The sequence below is a fragment of the Halovenus rubra genome (assembly GCF_026586665.1).
Lineage (GTDB): Archaea > Halobacteriota > Halobacteria > Halobacteriales > Haloarculaceae > Halovenus > Halovenus rubra.
Map to the genome: position 1 here is coordinate 268,124 of NZ_JAODIY010000001.1, position 15,891 is coordinate 284,014.

Annotated in this window: 16 protein-coding genes and 1 tRNA gene; 6 read left to right on the top strand and 11 right to left on the bottom strand. The window is 57.4% G+C overall.

Going from position 1 to position 15,891, the window contains the following annotated elements; all coding sequences use genetic code 11:
• Nucleotides 1-95 precede the first annotated feature (95 nt).
• Genes N5098_RS01325 through N5098_RS01340 form a run of 4 tightly spaced genes read left to right on the top strand, consistent with a single transcriptional unit; the run spans nucleotide 96 to nucleotide 2,404 of the window.
• A complete protein-coding gene (locus N5098_RS01325) occupies nucleotides 96-389 on the top strand; it encodes a hypothetical protein (RefSeq protein ID WP_267635876.1) in 294 nt (97 codons plus the stop codon).
• Entirely contained in the window at nucleotides 389-739 is a 351-nt protein-coding gene (locus N5098_RS01330; protein WP_267635877.1) for a hypothetical protein, read from the top strand. The genes N5098_RS01325 and N5098_RS01330 overlap by 1 nt, the downstream gene beginning before the upstream one ends.
• A gap of 1 nt (nucleotide 740) precedes the next feature.
• The gene (gene tnpA, locus N5098_RS01335) at nucleotides 741-1,133 is read left to right on the top strand and encodes an IS200/IS605 family transposase (protein WP_267635878.1); all 393 of its coding nucleotides are present in this window, start codon (nucleotides 741-743) and stop codon (nucleotides 1,131-1,133) included.
• Nucleotides 1,130-2,404, top strand: a complete 1,275-nt coding sequence (locus tag N5098_RS01340; protein ID WP_267635879.1) for an RNA-guided endonuclease InsQ/TnpB family protein — start codon at nucleotides 1,130-1,132, stop codon at nucleotides 2,402-2,404. The genes tnpA and N5098_RS01340 overlap by 4 nt, the downstream gene beginning before the upstream one ends.
• 387 nt (nucleotides 2,405-2,791) lie before the next feature.
• On the opposite strand, the gene N5098_RS01345 is transcribed toward N5098_RS01340, so the two are convergent.
• From N5098_RS01345 to N5098_RS01365, 5 genes are all read right to left on the bottom strand, one after another.
• Nucleotides 2,792-2,864: transfer RNA gene (locus tag N5098_RS01345), tRNA-Arg, on the bottom strand.
• 47 nt (nucleotides 2,865-2,911) lie between these two features.
• On the bottom strand, nucleotides 2,912-3,682 hold the full coding sequence (locus tag N5098_RS01350; RefSeq protein ID WP_267635880.1) for a creatininase family protein: 771 nt from the start codon (nucleotides 3,680-3,682) through the stop codon (nucleotides 2,912-2,914).
• A gap of 44 nt (nucleotides 3,683-3,726) precedes the next feature.
• Nucleotides 3,727-6,138 (bottom strand): ATP-dependent DNA helicase, encoded by a 2,412-nt coding sequence (locus N5098_RS01355; protein ID WP_267635881.1) that lies wholly within the window; start codon nucleotides 6,136-6,138, stop codon nucleotides 3,727-3,729.
• Nucleotides 6,139-6,310: 172 nt separating this feature from the next.
• Nucleotides 6,311-6,478: a DUF7556 family protein gene (locus tag N5098_RS01360; RefSeq protein WP_267635882.1), complete on the bottom strand. Its 168-nt coding sequence runs from the start codon at nucleotides 6,476-6,478 to the stop codon at nucleotides 6,311-6,313.
• Nucleotides 6,479-6,670: 192 nt separating this feature from the next.
• The gene (locus tag N5098_RS01365; protein WP_267635883.1) at nucleotides 6,671-7,549 is read right to left on the bottom strand and encodes an amidohydrolase family protein; all 879 of its coding nucleotides are present in this window, start codon (nucleotides 7,547-7,549) and stop codon (nucleotides 6,671-6,673) included.
• 587 nt (nucleotides 7,550-8,136) lie between these two features.
• Between N5098_RS01365 and pdhA the strand changes: the two genes are divergently transcribed.
• Nucleotides 8,137-9,267 (top strand): pyruvate dehydrogenase (acetyl-transferring) E1 component subunit alpha, encoded by a 1,131-nt coding sequence (gene pdhA, locus N5098_RS01370; protein WP_267635884.1) that lies wholly within the window; start codon nucleotides 8,137-8,139, stop codon nucleotides 9,265-9,267.
• Nucleotides 9,264-10,346: an alpha-ketoacid dehydrogenase subunit beta gene (locus N5098_RS01375; protein ID WP_267635885.1), complete on the top strand. Its 1,083-nt coding sequence runs from the start codon at nucleotides 9,264-9,266 to the stop codon at nucleotides 10,344-10,346. The genes pdhA and N5098_RS01375 overlap by 4 nt, the downstream gene beginning before the upstream one ends.
• A 16-nt stretch (nucleotides 10,347-10,362) precedes the next feature.
• On the opposite strand, the gene N5098_RS01380 is transcribed toward N5098_RS01375, so the two are convergent.
• From N5098_RS01380 to N5098_RS01405, 6 genes are all read right to left on the bottom strand, one after another.
• Complete coding sequence (locus tag N5098_RS01380) at nucleotides 10,363-10,641, bottom strand: DUF5615 family PIN-like protein (protein WP_267635886.1); 279 nt, start codon at nucleotides 10,639-10,641, stop codon at nucleotides 10,363-10,365.
• Nucleotides 10,642-10,971: 330 nt separating this feature from the next.
• The gene (locus tag N5098_RS01385) at nucleotides 10,972-11,112 is read right to left on the bottom strand and encodes a hypothetical protein (protein ID WP_267635887.1); all 141 of its coding nucleotides are present in this window, start codon (nucleotides 11,110-11,112) and stop codon (nucleotides 10,972-10,974) included.
• Nucleotides 11,113-11,116: 4 nt separating this feature from the next.
• Complete coding sequence (locus N5098_RS01390; RefSeq protein WP_267635888.1) at nucleotides 11,117-14,044, bottom strand: Ig-like domain-containing protein; 2,928 nt, start codon at nucleotides 14,042-14,044, stop codon at nucleotides 11,117-11,119.
• Nucleotides 14,045-14,152: 108 nt separating this feature from the next.
• On the bottom strand, nucleotides 14,153-14,578 hold the full coding sequence (locus N5098_RS01395; RefSeq protein ID WP_267635889.1) for an archaellin/type IV pilin N-terminal domain-containing protein: 426 nt from the start codon (nucleotides 14,576-14,578) through the stop codon (nucleotides 14,153-14,155).
• A 51-nt stretch (nucleotides 14,579-14,629) separates the two neighbouring features.
• Nucleotides 14,630-15,211: a DUF2150 family protein gene (locus tag N5098_RS01400; RefSeq protein ID WP_267635890.1), complete on the bottom strand. Its 582-nt coding sequence runs from the start codon at nucleotides 15,209-15,211 to the stop codon at nucleotides 14,630-14,632.
• Between the two features lie 75 nt (nucleotides 15,212-15,286).
• Complete coding sequence (locus N5098_RS01405; RefSeq protein ID WP_267635891.1) at nucleotides 15,287-15,877, bottom strand: type IV pilin domain-containing protein; 591 nt, start codon at nucleotides 15,875-15,877, stop codon at nucleotides 15,287-15,289.
• Nucleotides 15,878-15,891 lie beyond the last annotated feature (14 nt).

Sequence of the window (15,891 nt, forward strand, 5' to 3'; positions counted from 1 at the left end):
TAAGTGGCTGGCACTGTTCTATTGTAGTAAGCACAGGAGCGGTAGAACGCCGCCGGGTGCGGGAACACCCGCCGACTGTGCTGGTGACTACCAGCATGAAGAAATCAGACGAGAACACGCTTGAAAGTATCGCACGCGAACTGTACCACGACGCTCAGTACATCGGAACGGACGGCGACGACGCGGTTCACTTCTGGAGTCTGTACCACCAGGCCGTCGTCGTGATTGACGACGAGATGGAGACCTACGAACTGGCCGACACGCCACTTTCCACGCTCGGAGACTGGACCGAGCACACCGAGGCGAAACGCGGTGAGTGGGACGAACTGCTGGTGGCTGACGGCGGCATGGCCGGAGTGATCAACACGGCAATGGAGGCCGGTGCGTGATGCAGCGACGTGATGTGCTGACGGCACTGGCAGCGGCTGGATTCCTGCCGACAACAGGCCGCGTATCGGGCCAAGAGATGGACGTTTCCACTGACGAGTACGGGAGTGGCTGTGTCTCGTTGCCCACGCACGATTCGCTGTGGTCGGCGGTTGATTTCGGTGAGGTAACAGCCGACGACTCGCAACTCTCGGTGAATGGCCACTGGTCCGACGACGAACCAGCACACGTCGAAGTCCATATCAGCGCCGGATCTGCGTCAGTCACACTCAACCTTTCTCCCAATCAGGCCCAGAACGTGGCCAGAGACCTCGAATCTGCTGCGGTTGAGGCTGAACAGCGCGGAGACTGATATGAACTACGACCTTCAGACTGGTTCGCACACGGTGTACGCCTGCCAGTACCACCTGGTGACGGTGACAAAGTACCGAACGGCACTGTTGTCGGGAAAGGTACTGAACCGTCTCGAAATACTCGCCCACGACATTGCGGCCGACCACGGCTGTGAGGTGTCGGATGTCAATGGCGAAGCAGACCACGTACATCTCTTGTTCAGTGCCGAACCAACCACAGACCTCACAGAGTTTATCAACCACCTCAAAGGCGTCACCTCCCGTAAACTCAGACAAGAGTACACTGGTCTGAAACAGCGACTTCCGAAAGCTCTGTGGCAGCCAGGGTACTTTCTGTGTACGACTGGACAGGTAACACTGGACGATCTTAGGGAGTACGTGGAGAATCAATGAGCGCGACCGTCACGAAAACGTTGCAAGCCACGCTCGCCCCGCCGACTCAACACAAAGAGCGGAAGTTACGAGAGACGCTGGAGACCTACCGCGAAGCACTCCGAGAGTCGTTCAGTGCCGGTTGTGAGACGCAAAAGGCAGTCAACGATATCGTGACGCCCTACGACCTGACCAGCTACGCGAAAGACGCGCTGAAAAACTACGTCCCACAACTCTGTGGTGACACTTACGACGCCGACGAACTCGACAGCGACCACCCTGTCCGGTTCACTGAGCGCGGATTCAACGTCGACCACTCGCCGGAGCGCGACCACAGTTTTTGCTGGCGAGTCCCTCAGGCAGGACGCGGTAATGCGTTCTGGATACCAATTCGTATCAGTCCAGGCCAGCGCGACCTGTGGCACGATTTCCTCGACGGGGACGCCGACGTGGGCGAGTTCCGATTGCAACGCCACCGCACGTCCTGGCAGTTGCATGTCACTGTCGAATACGAGGTGCCAGAATCAGACCACGCGGCGACTGACACCGACGTGACACCGGTCGGGTTCGACATCGGAGAAGCGCATCTGCTAGCGGGCTGTGCCCGCACAGATGATTCTCCGACCGACCCACTACTCGTCAACGGTGGTCGTGCCCGACACCTCCGTAAGGAGATGCACACGACCCTGAAACGCCTGCAAGAGCGTGATGCCGCTCAATGGCGGATTGACGAACGATTCAGCCACTACCAGAACGCACTCACCGATATCGTGGAGAAGGCCAGCCGTCGGGCGGTCGAGTATGCCCAACGCTTCGAGAAACCGGTGATCGTGCTGGAAGACTTGAGCTACATCCGCGAATCACTCGACTACGGGAAGTGGATGAACCGACGCCTCCACGCATGGGCGTTCGCTCGATTGCAGGGACGCATCGAGGACAAGGCCCGCGAGGCGGGTATCCCGGTCGAGTACGTCAACGCGGCGTACACGAGTCAGACGTGTCACGAGTGCGGCCACGTCGGGCACCGGAACGGCGACGAGTTCCGGTGTAGCAACGACGAGTGTTGGGTGTCAGAGTATCACGCAGACATCAATGCGGCGGTCAACATAGCGAACCGCCTAGATCCGTGGGGTGAGAGCCTGCCAGTGAAAGCGGCGGGCGATGACATCCCACGGAATGGGTGTGCCTGTGACAGCACCAGGACCCACCGAGAGACGAGCGAGGAATCCTCGCAGATGACGCTCTCGGCATTCCACGGGTCCGAACCCTCTGCCAGCACTAACGACACTTAGCTGGTATTCTCATGCCGGGAAGCCGCGCCCTTCAGGGCGCGGAGGATGTCACGTCTGTGCTGCGCTTTCACACAGGGTACCAGAGTTAACCGGCTCTGTTCTGTGCCCACCCACAATGCTCCTGTAACACATAGCTGAAACGAGTAATATCTATTTTGACCTATACTTTTCAACCACTTCCTACTCTGTCTTGTGGTGAGACCAGCCTGACCAGTCACTGCTTGCCCTGCACTGACCGCTATCTGAGTCCACGAAAACAACTCTCTGACCCACTCATAACTATACACGGCTATCAATAGTCCAGTTCCGGCCGGAAAACGCTGGACTGCGTCGATAGCACTTATGCCATGCTTTGGCAGTTACTGCTTACTATCGTCTTGAAGAAAACGCGCGACAAGGGATTTGAACCCTTGACCTTCTGGTCCGGAACCAGACGTTCTGTCCACTGAACTAGCCGCGCTTGTGCCCCTCTACTCACTCACAGGGAATAACGATTATCATCCCAGTTCAGACATGCTCGTGTGGGAGTAATTCTTCGTCGTCTTGCTCTGCGAGCCATTCGCTGAGTTTACACAACTGTTCGGTTGCTGCCTCGAACAACTCTTCACCCTTTTGGGGGGTCGCATCGGTTTGGTCACCGAGCACGCCACAGTCGGTGTTCTCGATTGAGTCAAAAAACGTCCGTGCGCCAAACTGCCGGCCTGTCTTCGGTCCCCAATCGACAAGTCCATTATCTCGTGCGTCGGTCAGCCTGTTCTCGTGGACCAGCGCATTGTTGATATGCATAATCATCGCCGTCTCTTTTGGCCCACCGTGGGGACCGTTCACCTCGAAGAGGTCGTCGACGAGGTCGGGGATACTCTGGTCCCACATCCACTCGATTGCGTAGGCTGTCCCGTCTTTGTGGAGGCGACGGCCAACTTCCCGGAGGTGTTCGATGTTGCCGCCGTGAGCGTTCACGAAGATGATTCGGTCGATACCATGGGACGTCAGATTTCGTGCTAGTGACTCCATATACTCCCGGAACGCCGGCGGGTCGACCCACATCGTCCCGTGAAACTGGCGGTGATGTGAACTGACGCCGATGTTTACCGTTGGCGTACAGAGATATCCGGACTGCGAGGCTGCTGTACGAGCAAGTGACTCCGCGATGAGATGGTCGGTTCCCTCGGGCAGGTGTGGGCCGTGCTGTTCCGTCGACCCGACGGGTACCAGCGCGAGTGACTCTTCAGCAAAATACGTTTCGAGGTCTGGCCAGGATTCGGCTCCGAGATACATACCTACCCTCCGGAGTGCTATCCCTAAATACTCTCGGCGGGCTCTCAGTCTGGGCGGCCGTTGGTATCCCAGAACCGCTGGATTTGCCCGTCGAGAAACTCTGGTGTGAGACGGACAAACTCCTCTTGCTCGCCCGCTGAGAGGTAGGGGTTGACGCTGTGTCGCGCATCGGAGACGTACCGTTGGCCGACGAGTGCACGAACGCCAACCTCGTCGGCCCCACGAATCACGCGCCCAAGGGTCTGTCTGGCGCGACGGACCGCGGGCACAGTCAACGCGTACTCAAATGCGTTGTCCGAACCGAATGCGTCGGCGTAGGCGCGCTGGACTGCCGTTACACGGGGCGACCCGATGTTGACTAGTGGGACGCCAACCACACCACAGCAGTGGAGTTTATCGCCGTCATAATCGACGCCCTCGGTCAGTGTTCCACGCGTGCTTGTGACGAGGACCTTCTGTTTTCCTTGGAAAAAGCGTTGTTTCAGCGCCTCTGTCTCTTCGTTGCTCGAACTCTCGTCGACCAGTACTGGCTTCTCGACCACGTCTGCCAAATACGACCCGGCCCACATCGCCTCGCGATAGTTTGGCATAGCAAGTAAGACGTTTCCAGGCGAGCGCGCGAGAATGCGCAAGACCTGTGCGTACTCACCACGTGTCCGGTTCCACGTCTCTGGGGTCCCGTTTTCGTCTGGGTCGCCGCGATTTCGTGCGGTAAATGCTGTTGTATCGACTAAACAAGAGGCACGATTCGACTCCGGGAACGGTAACGTGTAGGTTCGCTCGACGACTGGTCGGTTCGCCTCACGGAGGGCTTCGAGACCTGAAACCTCCGCAAACACGTCCAGCGGTTCAAGCGTTGCGCTCATTAGTATCCCGCCCCCGAGACCGTCGAAGATTTCTTCGAGTGTGTCGCCGGGCATACACTCGAACAGGACCAACCCAGCGGTGTACTGGGTCTGCCATGGCTCGCTGGCGCTGTGTTTGTCTTTGGGCGCGTATTCGAGTTCGAGCTCTCGGAGGTACGTCGCGTGGTCACACTCCCACCACTGGCCCATCAGTGCGCCGACAGCGGTACAGACCGGCGTGCGTGCCATGCCGAGTTCTTCGATTACCTGCTCGACGGCAAGGCCGACCGCCGACAGCGAGCGCCAGTGGTCACCGGTGTAGCCCGCTGATTCTGCCCATGCTGTCAACTCGTCACGCTCGACAGCTTCGGGGTTACGCAACGGCACTTCGAGGTCATGGTCCGGGAGTGTCTCGCCGGGCGACCCGGTTCGCCACTCGCGGCCAAACTCGTCGTCGAGATATCTCTCGATACGTCCATCGAGCCAGCCAAGCAGGTCATCATAGAAGTCACGGGCTTGCTCGATTGCACCGAGAGGCACGTCGTGACTTGCCAACTCATCTTTGACCTGCTCGCGGTGGTCGGTGCTCTGGCGGGCACGCTGGAGTAACTGGACGCAGTCGTTTCGGGCACGCTTGAGCGTGCTTCGACCGACACGGTTGGAGAGCAGGTCTCTTACGCGCTCTTCGAGGCGATGTGCTTCGTCGACGATGAGAAACGTGTCGTCGCCAAGAACAGACTCAAGCATCGGGCGGGACGCGGGGTCGAACAGGTGGTTGTAGTTGCCTACGATGACATCCGCGGATTCGAGTAACACGCTCATGACACGGTGGGGACAGGTGCCTCGTTCGACGGCCCCGGGCAGATACTCCTCGGCAGTGACGACGTGTTCTTCGCCCAGGTCAAAATCTACTGGTGAGCCCTTGTTTCGGGCGTACCAGTCGGCTTCGAACGGGCAGTACAGCGGGCCATCGTCGCTTTCGGCCATCGAGTCTGGGGCAGACTGTTGGCCGCGTGGATAGGGACTCTCGACATCGGCGGTGTCGAGTGTTTCTGTTGTAATCTGCCGTTGACCTGTTCCGCCCGGTCGTGCATGTTTAACGAGGTCGCTAGCACGCTGTGGGTCCCACCATACTTCGTCTGTCTCGCCGCCGATTTCTACTGTTGCGGTGGGTGCGTCGTCGCTGGACCCCTCGCTTTCGACTAAGTGTGCAGTGTTCTCGCGCAGGTCTTCACAGCGGTCGTGGACGCCCACATCATCGGGAAAGACATCTTCACGACCGTAGGGACAGAGGTCTCGCTTGCCAACGAGGGCCGCTCCGTCAAGCGGGTCGTCTAACCCAGCGTTCATTGTCCGAAGATCTTCGACAAACTGGGCTCGTTGCTGTTTGACCGGGGTTACGACGACGACGTTGTCGTACTCCCCGTCTCGGACGAGTGTTGCGCCAGCAGTGAGTGCAGCCATCGTCTTGCCAGTTCCACAGGGACCTTCCATCGCAAGATACCCCCGCTCACGCCCGACTTCGATTGCCGCCTCGATTGCATCACGCTGGTTCGTGTAGGGAGTGGCGAACCCAAAGAACTTCGACCAGCGGGTCTCGGACTGTTCCATCCATCAAGCACTGGGGCGTCATCGAATTTGAACCTGCGGGTTCGTTATTTACCCTCTGTTGTTATCGATGCTGATAATTGAGATATCGAGAAAAAAACCGCGCAACTAAATAACTGAGTTTTTCGCGGTGCTTATAAGTTGACAAAATGTGACAAGATTCCGGTTTTGCTTGCTATCGCCAGGCCGGAAGTGAGGCGGCATCATCAAGTTTGAGTGTCATGAAGGCGTCGTCCTGAGAGATGTCAGCGAGAATGAATCGGTCTACCGGACCCTCCTCGACTGACGCCATCACTTCCGAACTCGTTTCGACCTCGGCCGGGACGATAGTATCCGGCTGCATGTGTGATATTAATTACCAACACAATATAAACCTACCGATAGTAGATGCCGCCAATTGCCAGACAGGACGTTGACTGCGTGCGACGCTTGTCTGACGACTGTTAATAAATTAACAAGAATATCAGAATTGAAAACAGTATTTTTCGCGTAATCTGGGCCTGCCGGGTGCTCACCGGTGATAAGGCCAACTTCGTCAGTCGAGGTTGAGGAACGAGTTGGCGTTCTCCCAGAGGATTTTGCGCTGGGTTTCTTCGGAGAAATCGAGTTCGGCAAACTGTTCGAGCCACGGTTCTGGTTCAAGCATCGGGTAGTCGGTCCCGAACATGACTTTGTCTTTCAGGAGGCTTTTGGCATACTGCAGTACTTGGTCGTCGATATACCGTGGCATCCAACCCGAGAGGTCCATATACACATTCCCTTTCTGTTGGCAGATGGCCAACTGCTCTTTTTCCCAGGGATACGCGGGGTGAGCAATCAAAATCGGCAGGTCAGGATGGCGGGCCGCCACATCATCTATCAGCATTGGGTTCCCGTACTTAATGTGGAGTCCGCGACCACCGGGGGCACACGCACCCAGCGTCGAGTTTCCACCGTGGAAGACCACCGGCTTGCCGAGTTCTTCGAGTGTCTCAAAAAGCGGTTCGTGCTCCGGTGCAGACGGGTCAAACCCCTGGGCAATCTGCTGGAATTTGAACCCTGAGAGGTCGAGGTCTTCGACACACCGGCGGGCTTCCTCGACGCAGTCGTCTTTGAGTGGGTCGACGGAGCCAAAGCCGACAAAGAAGTCGTCGTGTTCGTCTCGCACCTCGGCGACGTACTCGTTTGGCACCGGTGGGTTCCCGGTGTTCGTCTCGGCGTCCCAGCCAAGGAGCACTGCACGACCGACCCCAACGTCGTGGTACTCCGCTATCATCTCCTCGTAGCTCCATGTCTCTAGGTCTGTCCCAAATCGGTCGGCGGCGTCTTGCATCATCTGACCGCCGGCATCGTGGAGAAACTCGCTAGTCGGCTGGTGTGCGTGTGTGTCTATTGCCTGTTTGTTGTCCAGCACGTCCAGTCCATCAACACTCATAGTTCACTGCACACACGCATGGGATAATAGCGTTCCGCAGGTTCCCGCTCATCTCGAAACACCAAACTGTGAACCTCATCTCGCATATACTGCTCAACCTATCCATTTTATGAACTATAGATAATCTGTTATTTTTCTCTTGCGCTGTGAGAAATATAACGCGCTTACAATTTTCTCTGATGAAGGTGTTCTTTTAGTGGTCGATTGTCCGATACTATCCAGAAAATCATACATATATTGCCTTCTGACCGACAAAAGTCTCTGTTCGGTGATCTTGTTACTTGCTAGCACGGCATGCAGAACTATTATTAATATCACCATCGTTAATTGTAGATATGTATTGGGGCACTTTCCCCGAAGACTGTGCAGCCACCAGAGTATCTACTGGCGAAGGAAGCGTCGCAGGCGGATGCACAGTACCACTTATTCTCGGATTTATCGCACGAATATTCCGATAACTCCCCGGAAAAACCAGACGGGGGAACAGTTCGACACAGTCGCCGGGTATCGCTGGCAACGAACCCGGGGCTGGTCGGTCTGTGTCGTACTGGGCAGCAATTGACCACAACGAAACACGACAACGACCCATGATACACGCACAATCTGGCTTACACGAACAGGACGAACACGATCGATTACAGATACTCGACGCGGACGGCAACGTTCACCCGCACGCGACGGTACCTGACCTCTCCGATGAGGAGATGCTCGCGATGTATGAGGCGCTGGTGTTAGCCCGCCAGTTCGACCAGCGGGCAATCAGCCTCCAGCGACAGGGACGGATTGCGACCTACGCACCGATGACAGGACAGGAGGGGTCACAGGTCGCCACGAGCTACGCACTCGACGAACAGGACTGGCTGTTTCCGACCTACCGCGACCACGCTGCAAAGCATGTTCATGGGCGGAGTCTCTCTTCGTTGCTTGCTCCCCTCCGAGGCCACCGTGAAGGGTATGCTATCCCCGACGACGTAAACGTCATGCCCGAATACATTCCTATCGCAACCCAGATTCCACAAGCCATGGGAATGGCCTGGGGGTACAAACTACAAGAGCAAAATGACCGTGCTGTCCTGTGTCACTTCGGTGATGGCGCAACAAGTGAGGGTGACTTCCACGAGGGGATTAACTTTGCCGGCGTTTTCGATGTTCCGGCCGTGTTCGTCTGTAACAACAACCAGTGGGCAATCTCGACGCCCCGTGAACGCCAGACGAAAAGCGAGACACTCGCATCCAAGGCCGACGCGTACGGCGTCGACAGTATTCGTGTCGACGGGCTCGACCCACTGGCAGTGTATCAAGCAACCCGCGCAGCGATTCGCAAGGCAAAAGATCCTGGTCCCGGCGAGAGCCGCCCGACACTCATCGAATCAATTCAGTACCGGTTCGGTGCGCACACGACCTCGGATGACCCCAGCGTCTATCGGCCGGAAGACGAACCCGAATACTACCGCAAGCGGGACCCGGTTGACAGGCTCCGTGGCTATCTCGAATCCGAGGATATTCTGACTGACGAGCGGCAAGCGGCCATCGACTCTCGCGTCGAAGACCGTATCGAAGCTGCTATCGACGAGGCTGAGTCGCTCGAAGCCGACCCTGATGATATCTTCAACCACGTTTACGACGAGATGTCTGACCGTCTCAAGACCCAGCGTGACGAACTCCGCGAGCTACGCGAGAAGTATGGCGATGACGCGTTCTCGGAGGTGTTAGAATGAGTTCCTACGCAGAGACACTCGCCGAAAACGTCGAAGAACAGGCAGAATCTGAGGACTCAGCACCCGAAACACGGGAGAAACCCGAAGACAGCTCAGATAGCGTTGACGAGTTGACGCTCGTCGAAGCCATCTGTGACGGTCTCTACACGGAAATGAGCCAAGACGAGCGCGTCATGGCGCTTGGCGAAGACATCGGCCGAAACGGCGGCGTCTTCCGGGCGACGGACGCACTTTACGAGGAGTTTGGTGAACACCGTGTCGTCGACACGCCGCTGGCCGAGTCGGGTATTATCGGTGCGTCTATCGGTCTCGGTCTCTCGGGAATGCGCCCAGTTGCAGAGATTCAGTTTATGGGCTTTCTGTATCCGGGATTCGACCAGCTTGTGAGTCAGGCCTCCCGTATTCGGAGCCGCTCTCACAGCCAACTATCAGCTCCAATCGTCGTTCGCATGCCCTACGGCGGTGGCATCCGCGCCCCAGAACACCACTCCGAGTCAAAGGAAGCGTTTTTCGTCCACGAACCCGGGCTGAAAGTGGTCACGCCGTCGACACCGTACGACGCCAAGGGGCTACTCACCGCGGCAATCCGGGACCCTGACCCAGTCATCTTCCTCGAACCGAAGCTTATCTACCGTGCATTCCGCGAGGAAGTCCCGCAAGAATCCTACGAAATCGAGCTTGGTGAGGCCTCCATCCGCCGCGAGGGGTCAGACGTTTCGGTGTTTACATGGGGGGCGATGACCCGCCCATCTCTTATCGCTGCCGAAGAGCTTGCCGAGGACGGCATCGACTGTGAGGTTGTCGACCTTCGCAGTCTGTCACCCCTCGACATCGACACGATTGTCGATTCCTTCGAAAAAACTGGCCGAGGTGTCGTTGTCCACGAGGCACCCAAGACTGGCGGACTCGGTGCCGAAATCGCTGCGACAATCCAAGAAGAGGCAATGCTCCACCAAGAAGCCCCAGTCAAGCGTATCGGCGGCTACGACGCACACATTCCGCTACACGCTCTGGAGGACTACTACCTCCCACAGGCTGTTCGCATCCAGGACGGGATTCACGACGTGATGGAGTTCTGACTGCTGTCCGAATGCCTCACAGCCAGTTTTCGATCCACTCGATGTGGCCGTGCATCGCCGCTGGCTCGAAGTAGTGGTCGATACGTTTGATTGCCTTGGCGAAGTCTCCGGGTTCGTGGTCCTGGGGACTGTAACAGACGATACCTGCGTGTGGCTCTTTTCGACCTAATCTGCCGAAATCGTCGTCATTCGTGAGGACGACCAGGCCGCGTGTCTCGCTCGCTACGAGATCGGTCTGATCTTCCTGGCCAGCCTCGTTGCTTTCTGTAACAGCGCCAGCGTCATCCGTTCGCACGAAGTGCTGTGAGGTAAGTCCGTTTGATGTGTTCGTCGGCGAGAAACGAAAGTTGGTCGTGTCGAAGAACGGTTTAGACTTTTCTCACCAGCTATCAGACCCCCGACTCATTGTGCACTGTTATGCTGTTAGATTACCGTGCACTTAGTGCACGTAAATTTGGAAGCGTTACAGGTCAGGGGTTAGTCGATACTACTGTCGATTCTAAACGACTTTGCGACGCGACCCCGCTATTGGCGTTACCTGAAGTGAGTTGCCACCCGCGTGGACGAGGACACGGTCGTTGGCCGCCGCCGAGGTGTTCATTTCGACTAGGGGCTTGCCGCCGGCCTATTCGGAGACGTTGCCGACGACCACGGTGCCGACAATCAGCGACAGAATCGCGACGACATCGACGAGGCTGACGACGCTGACCATCTCCGATTTGGCGCGTCGACAGTCACTTTCAGTGTGTAATCGATGGTCGAGCATAGTATCACGACGTGCCGGGGTTCGTCGCGGACGGAACTTCGTTGCCACTGGAGTCGGTGATGAACCCGGAGACGCTGCCGCGACCGGCGTATGCAAGTCGCTGATTGCCCGACGTGTCGACGTAGATTACCTCGGGTTTGGAGTCACCCGCGACATCGGCGACACCGACGGGATACTCTCCACCGGTCGCGGTCGTCAGCGTCGTCGTATCGCCCGCAGCGTTGTTTCCGTCCGGTCCGTTGACGTATTTTGCCCGCTTGCTGCCGTCGATATACGGGATTTCGGCCGCGCTGTCGCCGTCGAAATCGGCCGGAGCCCCGACGGCATTCGGCGTGTTCAGCGTCGGCGAACCCGAGAGGTCGGCGATGGTCGCTTTGAAATTCCCGCTGTTACCCGATTGACGGCTGTCGATGTAGTCGAACTTGCTGTTCGAGTCGACGAAGACCAGTTCAGGGCTGCCGTCGGCGTCGATGTCACCGGTTCCAGCGACTGCCTGTGCACTCACCTGCGTGCCGCCAACGGTCACGATGTTCGTCGTCCCGCTGGCGTCGACACGAGTCAACTTCCCGTTGCCGTTGATGAAGTAGACGAACGGTCCGCCGTTGGTCTGAACTGTGTTTCCACTGCCGACGAAGACGCGACCGACTGCGAGACGGACATCGTTAATACCCGGTCCGTAGTTCGTGTCGACCAGCACCTGCTTGTTCCCGTTCTGGTCGACGATGCCGAGATTTCCGTTCCCGTCCTTGTACGGGACTTCGGGGCCGGGCCCGAACGCGAAGTCTGTCGTCTGCGGACCTGCCGCCGTTGTCCCAGTCACCGAGTAAACCGACCGTGCGATTTGACCCTGACTGTCGATAGTCGAGAGGCGACCGTTGCTCTTGCCCGCGAAGACGATTCCAGGCTGGGGGGAGCCGTCGGTTGGCGTGATGGTAAACGTCTGCGTCTCGGTTCCGCCGCTTGCCCGCTGGTACGTGACCGTGATCTCTACGTCTTCGCCGCTCATGTCGACCGACGAGGTCCCGTCAGTGAACTCGTAGAGGTAGAACGTCGCCGTTGCGTCGGCCGAGAGTTGTGCGTTCCCGTCGTTGCTGAACCCGTCAGTGTCCAGACTGACATTTTCCGGGAGGTCGGTTCCGCCGTTGTAATCGACGTGGGCATCGGCCAGGTCCGCGGCGATGTACACCTCACTCGTCACGGGTTCGCCGTTCGGGAGCCCATCGTCGCTGAGGCCCGTGATAGCGCTGTTCGACGGCGCAATATTGACATCGGTGATCGTGACGCTCTCGCCGAGACGGTTCGCGACGGAGAAGTTCACCCCGCCAGCGACGGTATCGGAGTCATCACCGTCGTTGGTCACGGCGTCGTTCTGGTAGATGAGTCCGGCGTTGGTCACCTCGATTTCGATCTGGTCGCCACCACCACCGGTCCAGCCATACACCTCGACGGTGCCGTTTGCCTGGGGCTGGAACGTTACCGTGACCTCTCCGTTTCTGTCGGTTGTTCCACTACTCGTGTTGAGCGTGCCAACACTGGTGTTGCTGACGGCGAAGTCGACACCCGCGTTCTGTGCGCTCGTGTTCAGCGTCAGTTCGAGTTGCTGTGCCTCCGCGGAGTCGAGCGTACAGGAATTGTCGTCACAGTCCTCGGTCCCCGGCTCGGCGCTCGGGTCGAGCCAGCTCACGTTGAACGCCGCCGATCCGTTCCCGCCACCGCTACCCATCGGTGGGTCGACCGTGACGGTCATCGTGACGTTTCTTGACGTTCCGGCGGCGTGTGGCGTATCCGCGACCGGGCCGTACCCCTCCGCGATGGTGAAGTTGATGTCGTTGTTCCCGGGGTTTATGCCCTCGTACTCCACCGTCAACTGTCCATTCTCGTCAGTGTCTGCCGTTACCGTCGCGGCGTCCGAACTGGTGAACACCCCCTTCTCGGCGGACCCGTTGACGGTGACGCCGCTTACTGGGTTGTTGTACGCGTCGCGAACCTCGAGTTTGAGCGTCTGTGTCTGGCCTTTCTGTATCGTCGTGTCGTTCCCGGCGGTATCGGTCAGGTATGCTGTCCGGGTCGCTTCGATGCCGGTACCGACGCCGATTTTCGCTATCTGGAGCGAGTATGTTCCGGGTTCGAGCGTAATTTCGAGCAGCGAGAATTCGTCGACCGACGGGAGTGCCGTTGTGTTTACTGCCGTCACGTTCCCATCGGCCAGCTCCTCGGTGAAGACATCCTCCCACTGGCTCTCGTTCATCAGTGTCGGGACCGACACCGTCACGGGGTGGCTCTCGTTGAATATCTCTACCGTCCGGGTGTTCGTACTCACCGGCTCGAAGTCGATTGCTGCGTCGCCGATGCGGCTCTCGCTGAGCGAGCCGTTCAACGTGACCAGCGTGATGCGGTCGTCGCTGACCAGCGCCTGGCCGGTAATTGGTAGCGTGGTCTCCTCGCCGAAGTCGTTGTAGAGGACGCTGTGTTCGTATATCGTCTGCGGGGCGGTCGCAAACAGGTTGTAGTTCGGTCGGTACTCGATGGCGCCGGTGTTGTAACTGCGTGCCGTCCCGTTCCAGAAGTCGCCAACTTCGCCGTTTACAGTCGCGTTCTCGATGGTGAGATTGACAGCCTCGTTGGTTGTCTCGACAGTCCGTAAGCTCCCGCTGGCCGGCCCAGGATTGACGAAAAGCGCCCTGGAAGGGTAGCGTACGCCCAGTTTCAGTGACACCGACTGGGTCGTCGTTTGCCCGGGCATCGAGATGACAGTGCTTCGCATGTCGGTCATCTCGCTCTGGAGTTGCTGGTTGTGGTCGAACTCGATCTCCTCGTTCTGATTGGGGACGACAAAGCCCTGATAGAGCGCGAGAAAGACGATAAGGATGCCAAAGATTAGCACGGCCCCAATCTGGATAGCTTGGGACCTGTCGTCTCTCAGAAAGCGCATTAGCCAGGTATTGTATGTTTGTGATTAAAAAGCTGTCTTCCAGTTCTCATAGCTGTGGTTTTGGTACTATCAGTAAAATGTCACAGACTATCTGTCGGCGTGGTGGACTTACACATCGTACCGCTTCTGGTGGAGCAAGGTATTCTCCGCGGTATCAAATACTTGGAGGGTAACCTCGCCGGTGAGCGGCGGCGAAAAACTCGAATATTCCCAGCTACTCCCTGCTTTAAAACGGGCTGGGGTTCCGTTGAAACCGGAGTCATCGAGTCGGAGTTCCCTGTTGGCACCGTCCAAGACCACCAGTACGTCCTTGGGCGGCAGGCTTTCCCCGCCCATGTGCTGCAGTGTCAGTTCTGTCGCGGTCAGATTGCTTTGAACGTTTACCAGCGTCTCCTGATCTGTCTGGGACTGCCAGTCGGCGATGATGACAGCGCCCGCGCCGAGGACCAGCGTAACAACGACAGCCAGCAGCAACACGATACCGATAACTTCGGATTGGCCCCGCTCACTCTGGTTGTTGGCTCCGCGACGCATCTATGTACGCATAGTCGCCGCCGCTAAAAGAGGTTCTGCACCGTGGAACAGTTACTCTTCGTCTTCTTCGACTACTTCGGGGTCGCGCATCGCAGTCTGGATGCTGTCGATGCCGTTGACCCACTCGGCGACGAGACCGAATTCAAGTTCTTCGGCCAGTCCCATATCCATTTCTTCGCCATCGATAACGAGTGTGCCGGCTTGGACACAGTACCCAAGCGCTGCGTCAAGGTCTTCGTTGGCTTCCTCTTCGGCGGCAGCTTCAATATACTCACCGATGGTTCCTTCCTCGGCTGGGCCGCCGACGACATACTCGTGGGCAGCATGGAAGACACACATCAGCGAAGTCTGGACGCCCTCGATGAGCATCTCTTTGTCTTCGTTGTCGAATGCGACTTCTGAGAGGACGATTTCCTGAATCTCTTCTAGCTTCCCGAGTGTCTCCTCTTCTCCAAGGACATCCTCGTTGAAATCAGTCAGAATCTTGGCGACGGCAATTGCTGTATCATCCTGCAGATTCAACAACAGACGTGCCGAGTCCTCATCGTCGGGGTCAATTTCTTCTTCGCGCAAGCGATCAATCCAATTTTGCCAGCGGTCTTCGGTGTAGTACTCCCCCGGCTCGTTGCTCATACTCAACGGTACGCGTCTCCGGGGATAGTACTTTCGACAGCAATCGTTTCGCCCTGTGAGTGGTTCTCAGGCGGTTCATCTTTCCTGAACCTGTATCTCTTGGCTAATCATGATACTCTTTGTCGGTGTATGAACGAGGTCGACCGTAATTTGGTCCCCGGCTGTTAGCTGGCACTCTCCTTTCGCAATCCGGAACTCAAAGAACTTGCCGGCTTCAAACCTATTTTGATTGGTTGTGTGTAGCACACCAGGCTCCCATTTCTGATCGGCCGTCTGGCCTTTGCTGATAATACTCTCATCTCCGGCTTCGAGATTTGCATCGCTGAAACCATTCTCCCCGAATCCAGTTGCCGAAGACGGGAGATTCAGGATTCGTGCTCGCTGCCTGCAGGCCGCATCAGTTGCGTCGACGACAATCTCCATTTCGCTTACCGGGACGCTGTCGCCGGCAACGTGTGTAATCCGGACGATACCACCCTGGTAGCCGTCCTGTCGCTCGATTTCACCTGTTGTCTCTCCGATATTCGGTCCCGGGTCTGACACAGTTTCACCTAAACCAAGCACAAATGTCGCGATAACAGCCCCAAGAATGACCGTAATTGCGACAACTAACACCGTCGAAATAACCGGTGAGACGGCTCGCTGTGACCGTGGGGACTCTCTCACTGACTTCTGTTATA

Bases quoted from the DNA above. Each gene is read 5' to 3' on its own strand.
- N5098_RS01325 (WP_267635876.1), top strand. From the start codon at position 96: ATGAAGAAATCAGACGAGAACACGCTTGAAAGTATCGCACGCGAACTG.
- N5098_RS01330 (WP_267635877.1), top strand. From the start codon at position 389: ATGCAGCGACGTGATGTGCTGACGGCACTGGCAGCGGCTGGATTCCTG.
- tnpA (WP_267635878.1), top strand. From the start codon at position 741: ATGAACTACGACCTTCAGACTGGTTCGCACACGGTGTACGCCTGCCAG.
- N5098_RS01340 (WP_267635879.1), top strand. From the start codon at position 1,130: ATGAGCGCGACCGTCACGAAAACGTTGCAAGCCACGCTCGCCCCGCCG.
- N5098_RS01350 (WP_267635880.1), bottom strand. From the start codon at position 3,682: ATGTATCTCGGAGCCGAATCCTGGCCAGACCTCGAAACGTATTTTGCT.
- N5098_RS01355 (WP_267635881.1), bottom strand. From the start codon at position 6,138: ATGGAACAGTCCGAGACCCGCTGGTCGAAGTTCTTTGGGTTCGCCACT.
- N5098_RS01360 (WP_267635882.1), bottom strand. From the start codon at position 6,478: ATGCAGCCGGATACTATCGTCCCGGCCGAGGTCGAAACGAGTTCGGAA.
- N5098_RS01365 (WP_267635883.1), bottom strand. From the start codon at position 7,549: ATGAGTGTTGATGGACTGGACGTGCTGGACAACAAACAGGCAATAGAC.
- pdhA (WP_267635884.1), top strand. From the start codon at position 8,137: ATGATACACGCACAATCTGGCTTACACGAACAGGACGAACACGATCGA.
- N5098_RS01375 (WP_267635885.1), top strand. From the start codon at position 9,264: ATGAGTTCCTACGCAGAGACACTCGCCGAAAACGTCGAAGAACAGGCA.
- N5098_RS01385 (WP_267635887.1), bottom strand. From the start codon at position 11,112: ATGCTCGACCATCGATTACACACTGAAAGTGACTGTCGACGCGCCAAA.
- N5098_RS01390 (WP_267635888.1), bottom strand. From the start codon at position 14,044: ATGCGCTTTCTGAGAGACGACAGGTCCCAAGCTATCCAGATTGGGGCC.
- N5098_RS01395 (WP_267635889.1), bottom strand. From the start codon at position 14,578: ATGCGTCGCGGAGCCAACAACCAGAGTGAGCGGGGCCAATCCGAAGTT.
- N5098_RS01400 (WP_267635890.1), bottom strand. From the start codon at position 15,211: ATGAGCAACGAGCCGGGGGAGTACTACACCGAAGACCGCTGGCAAAAT.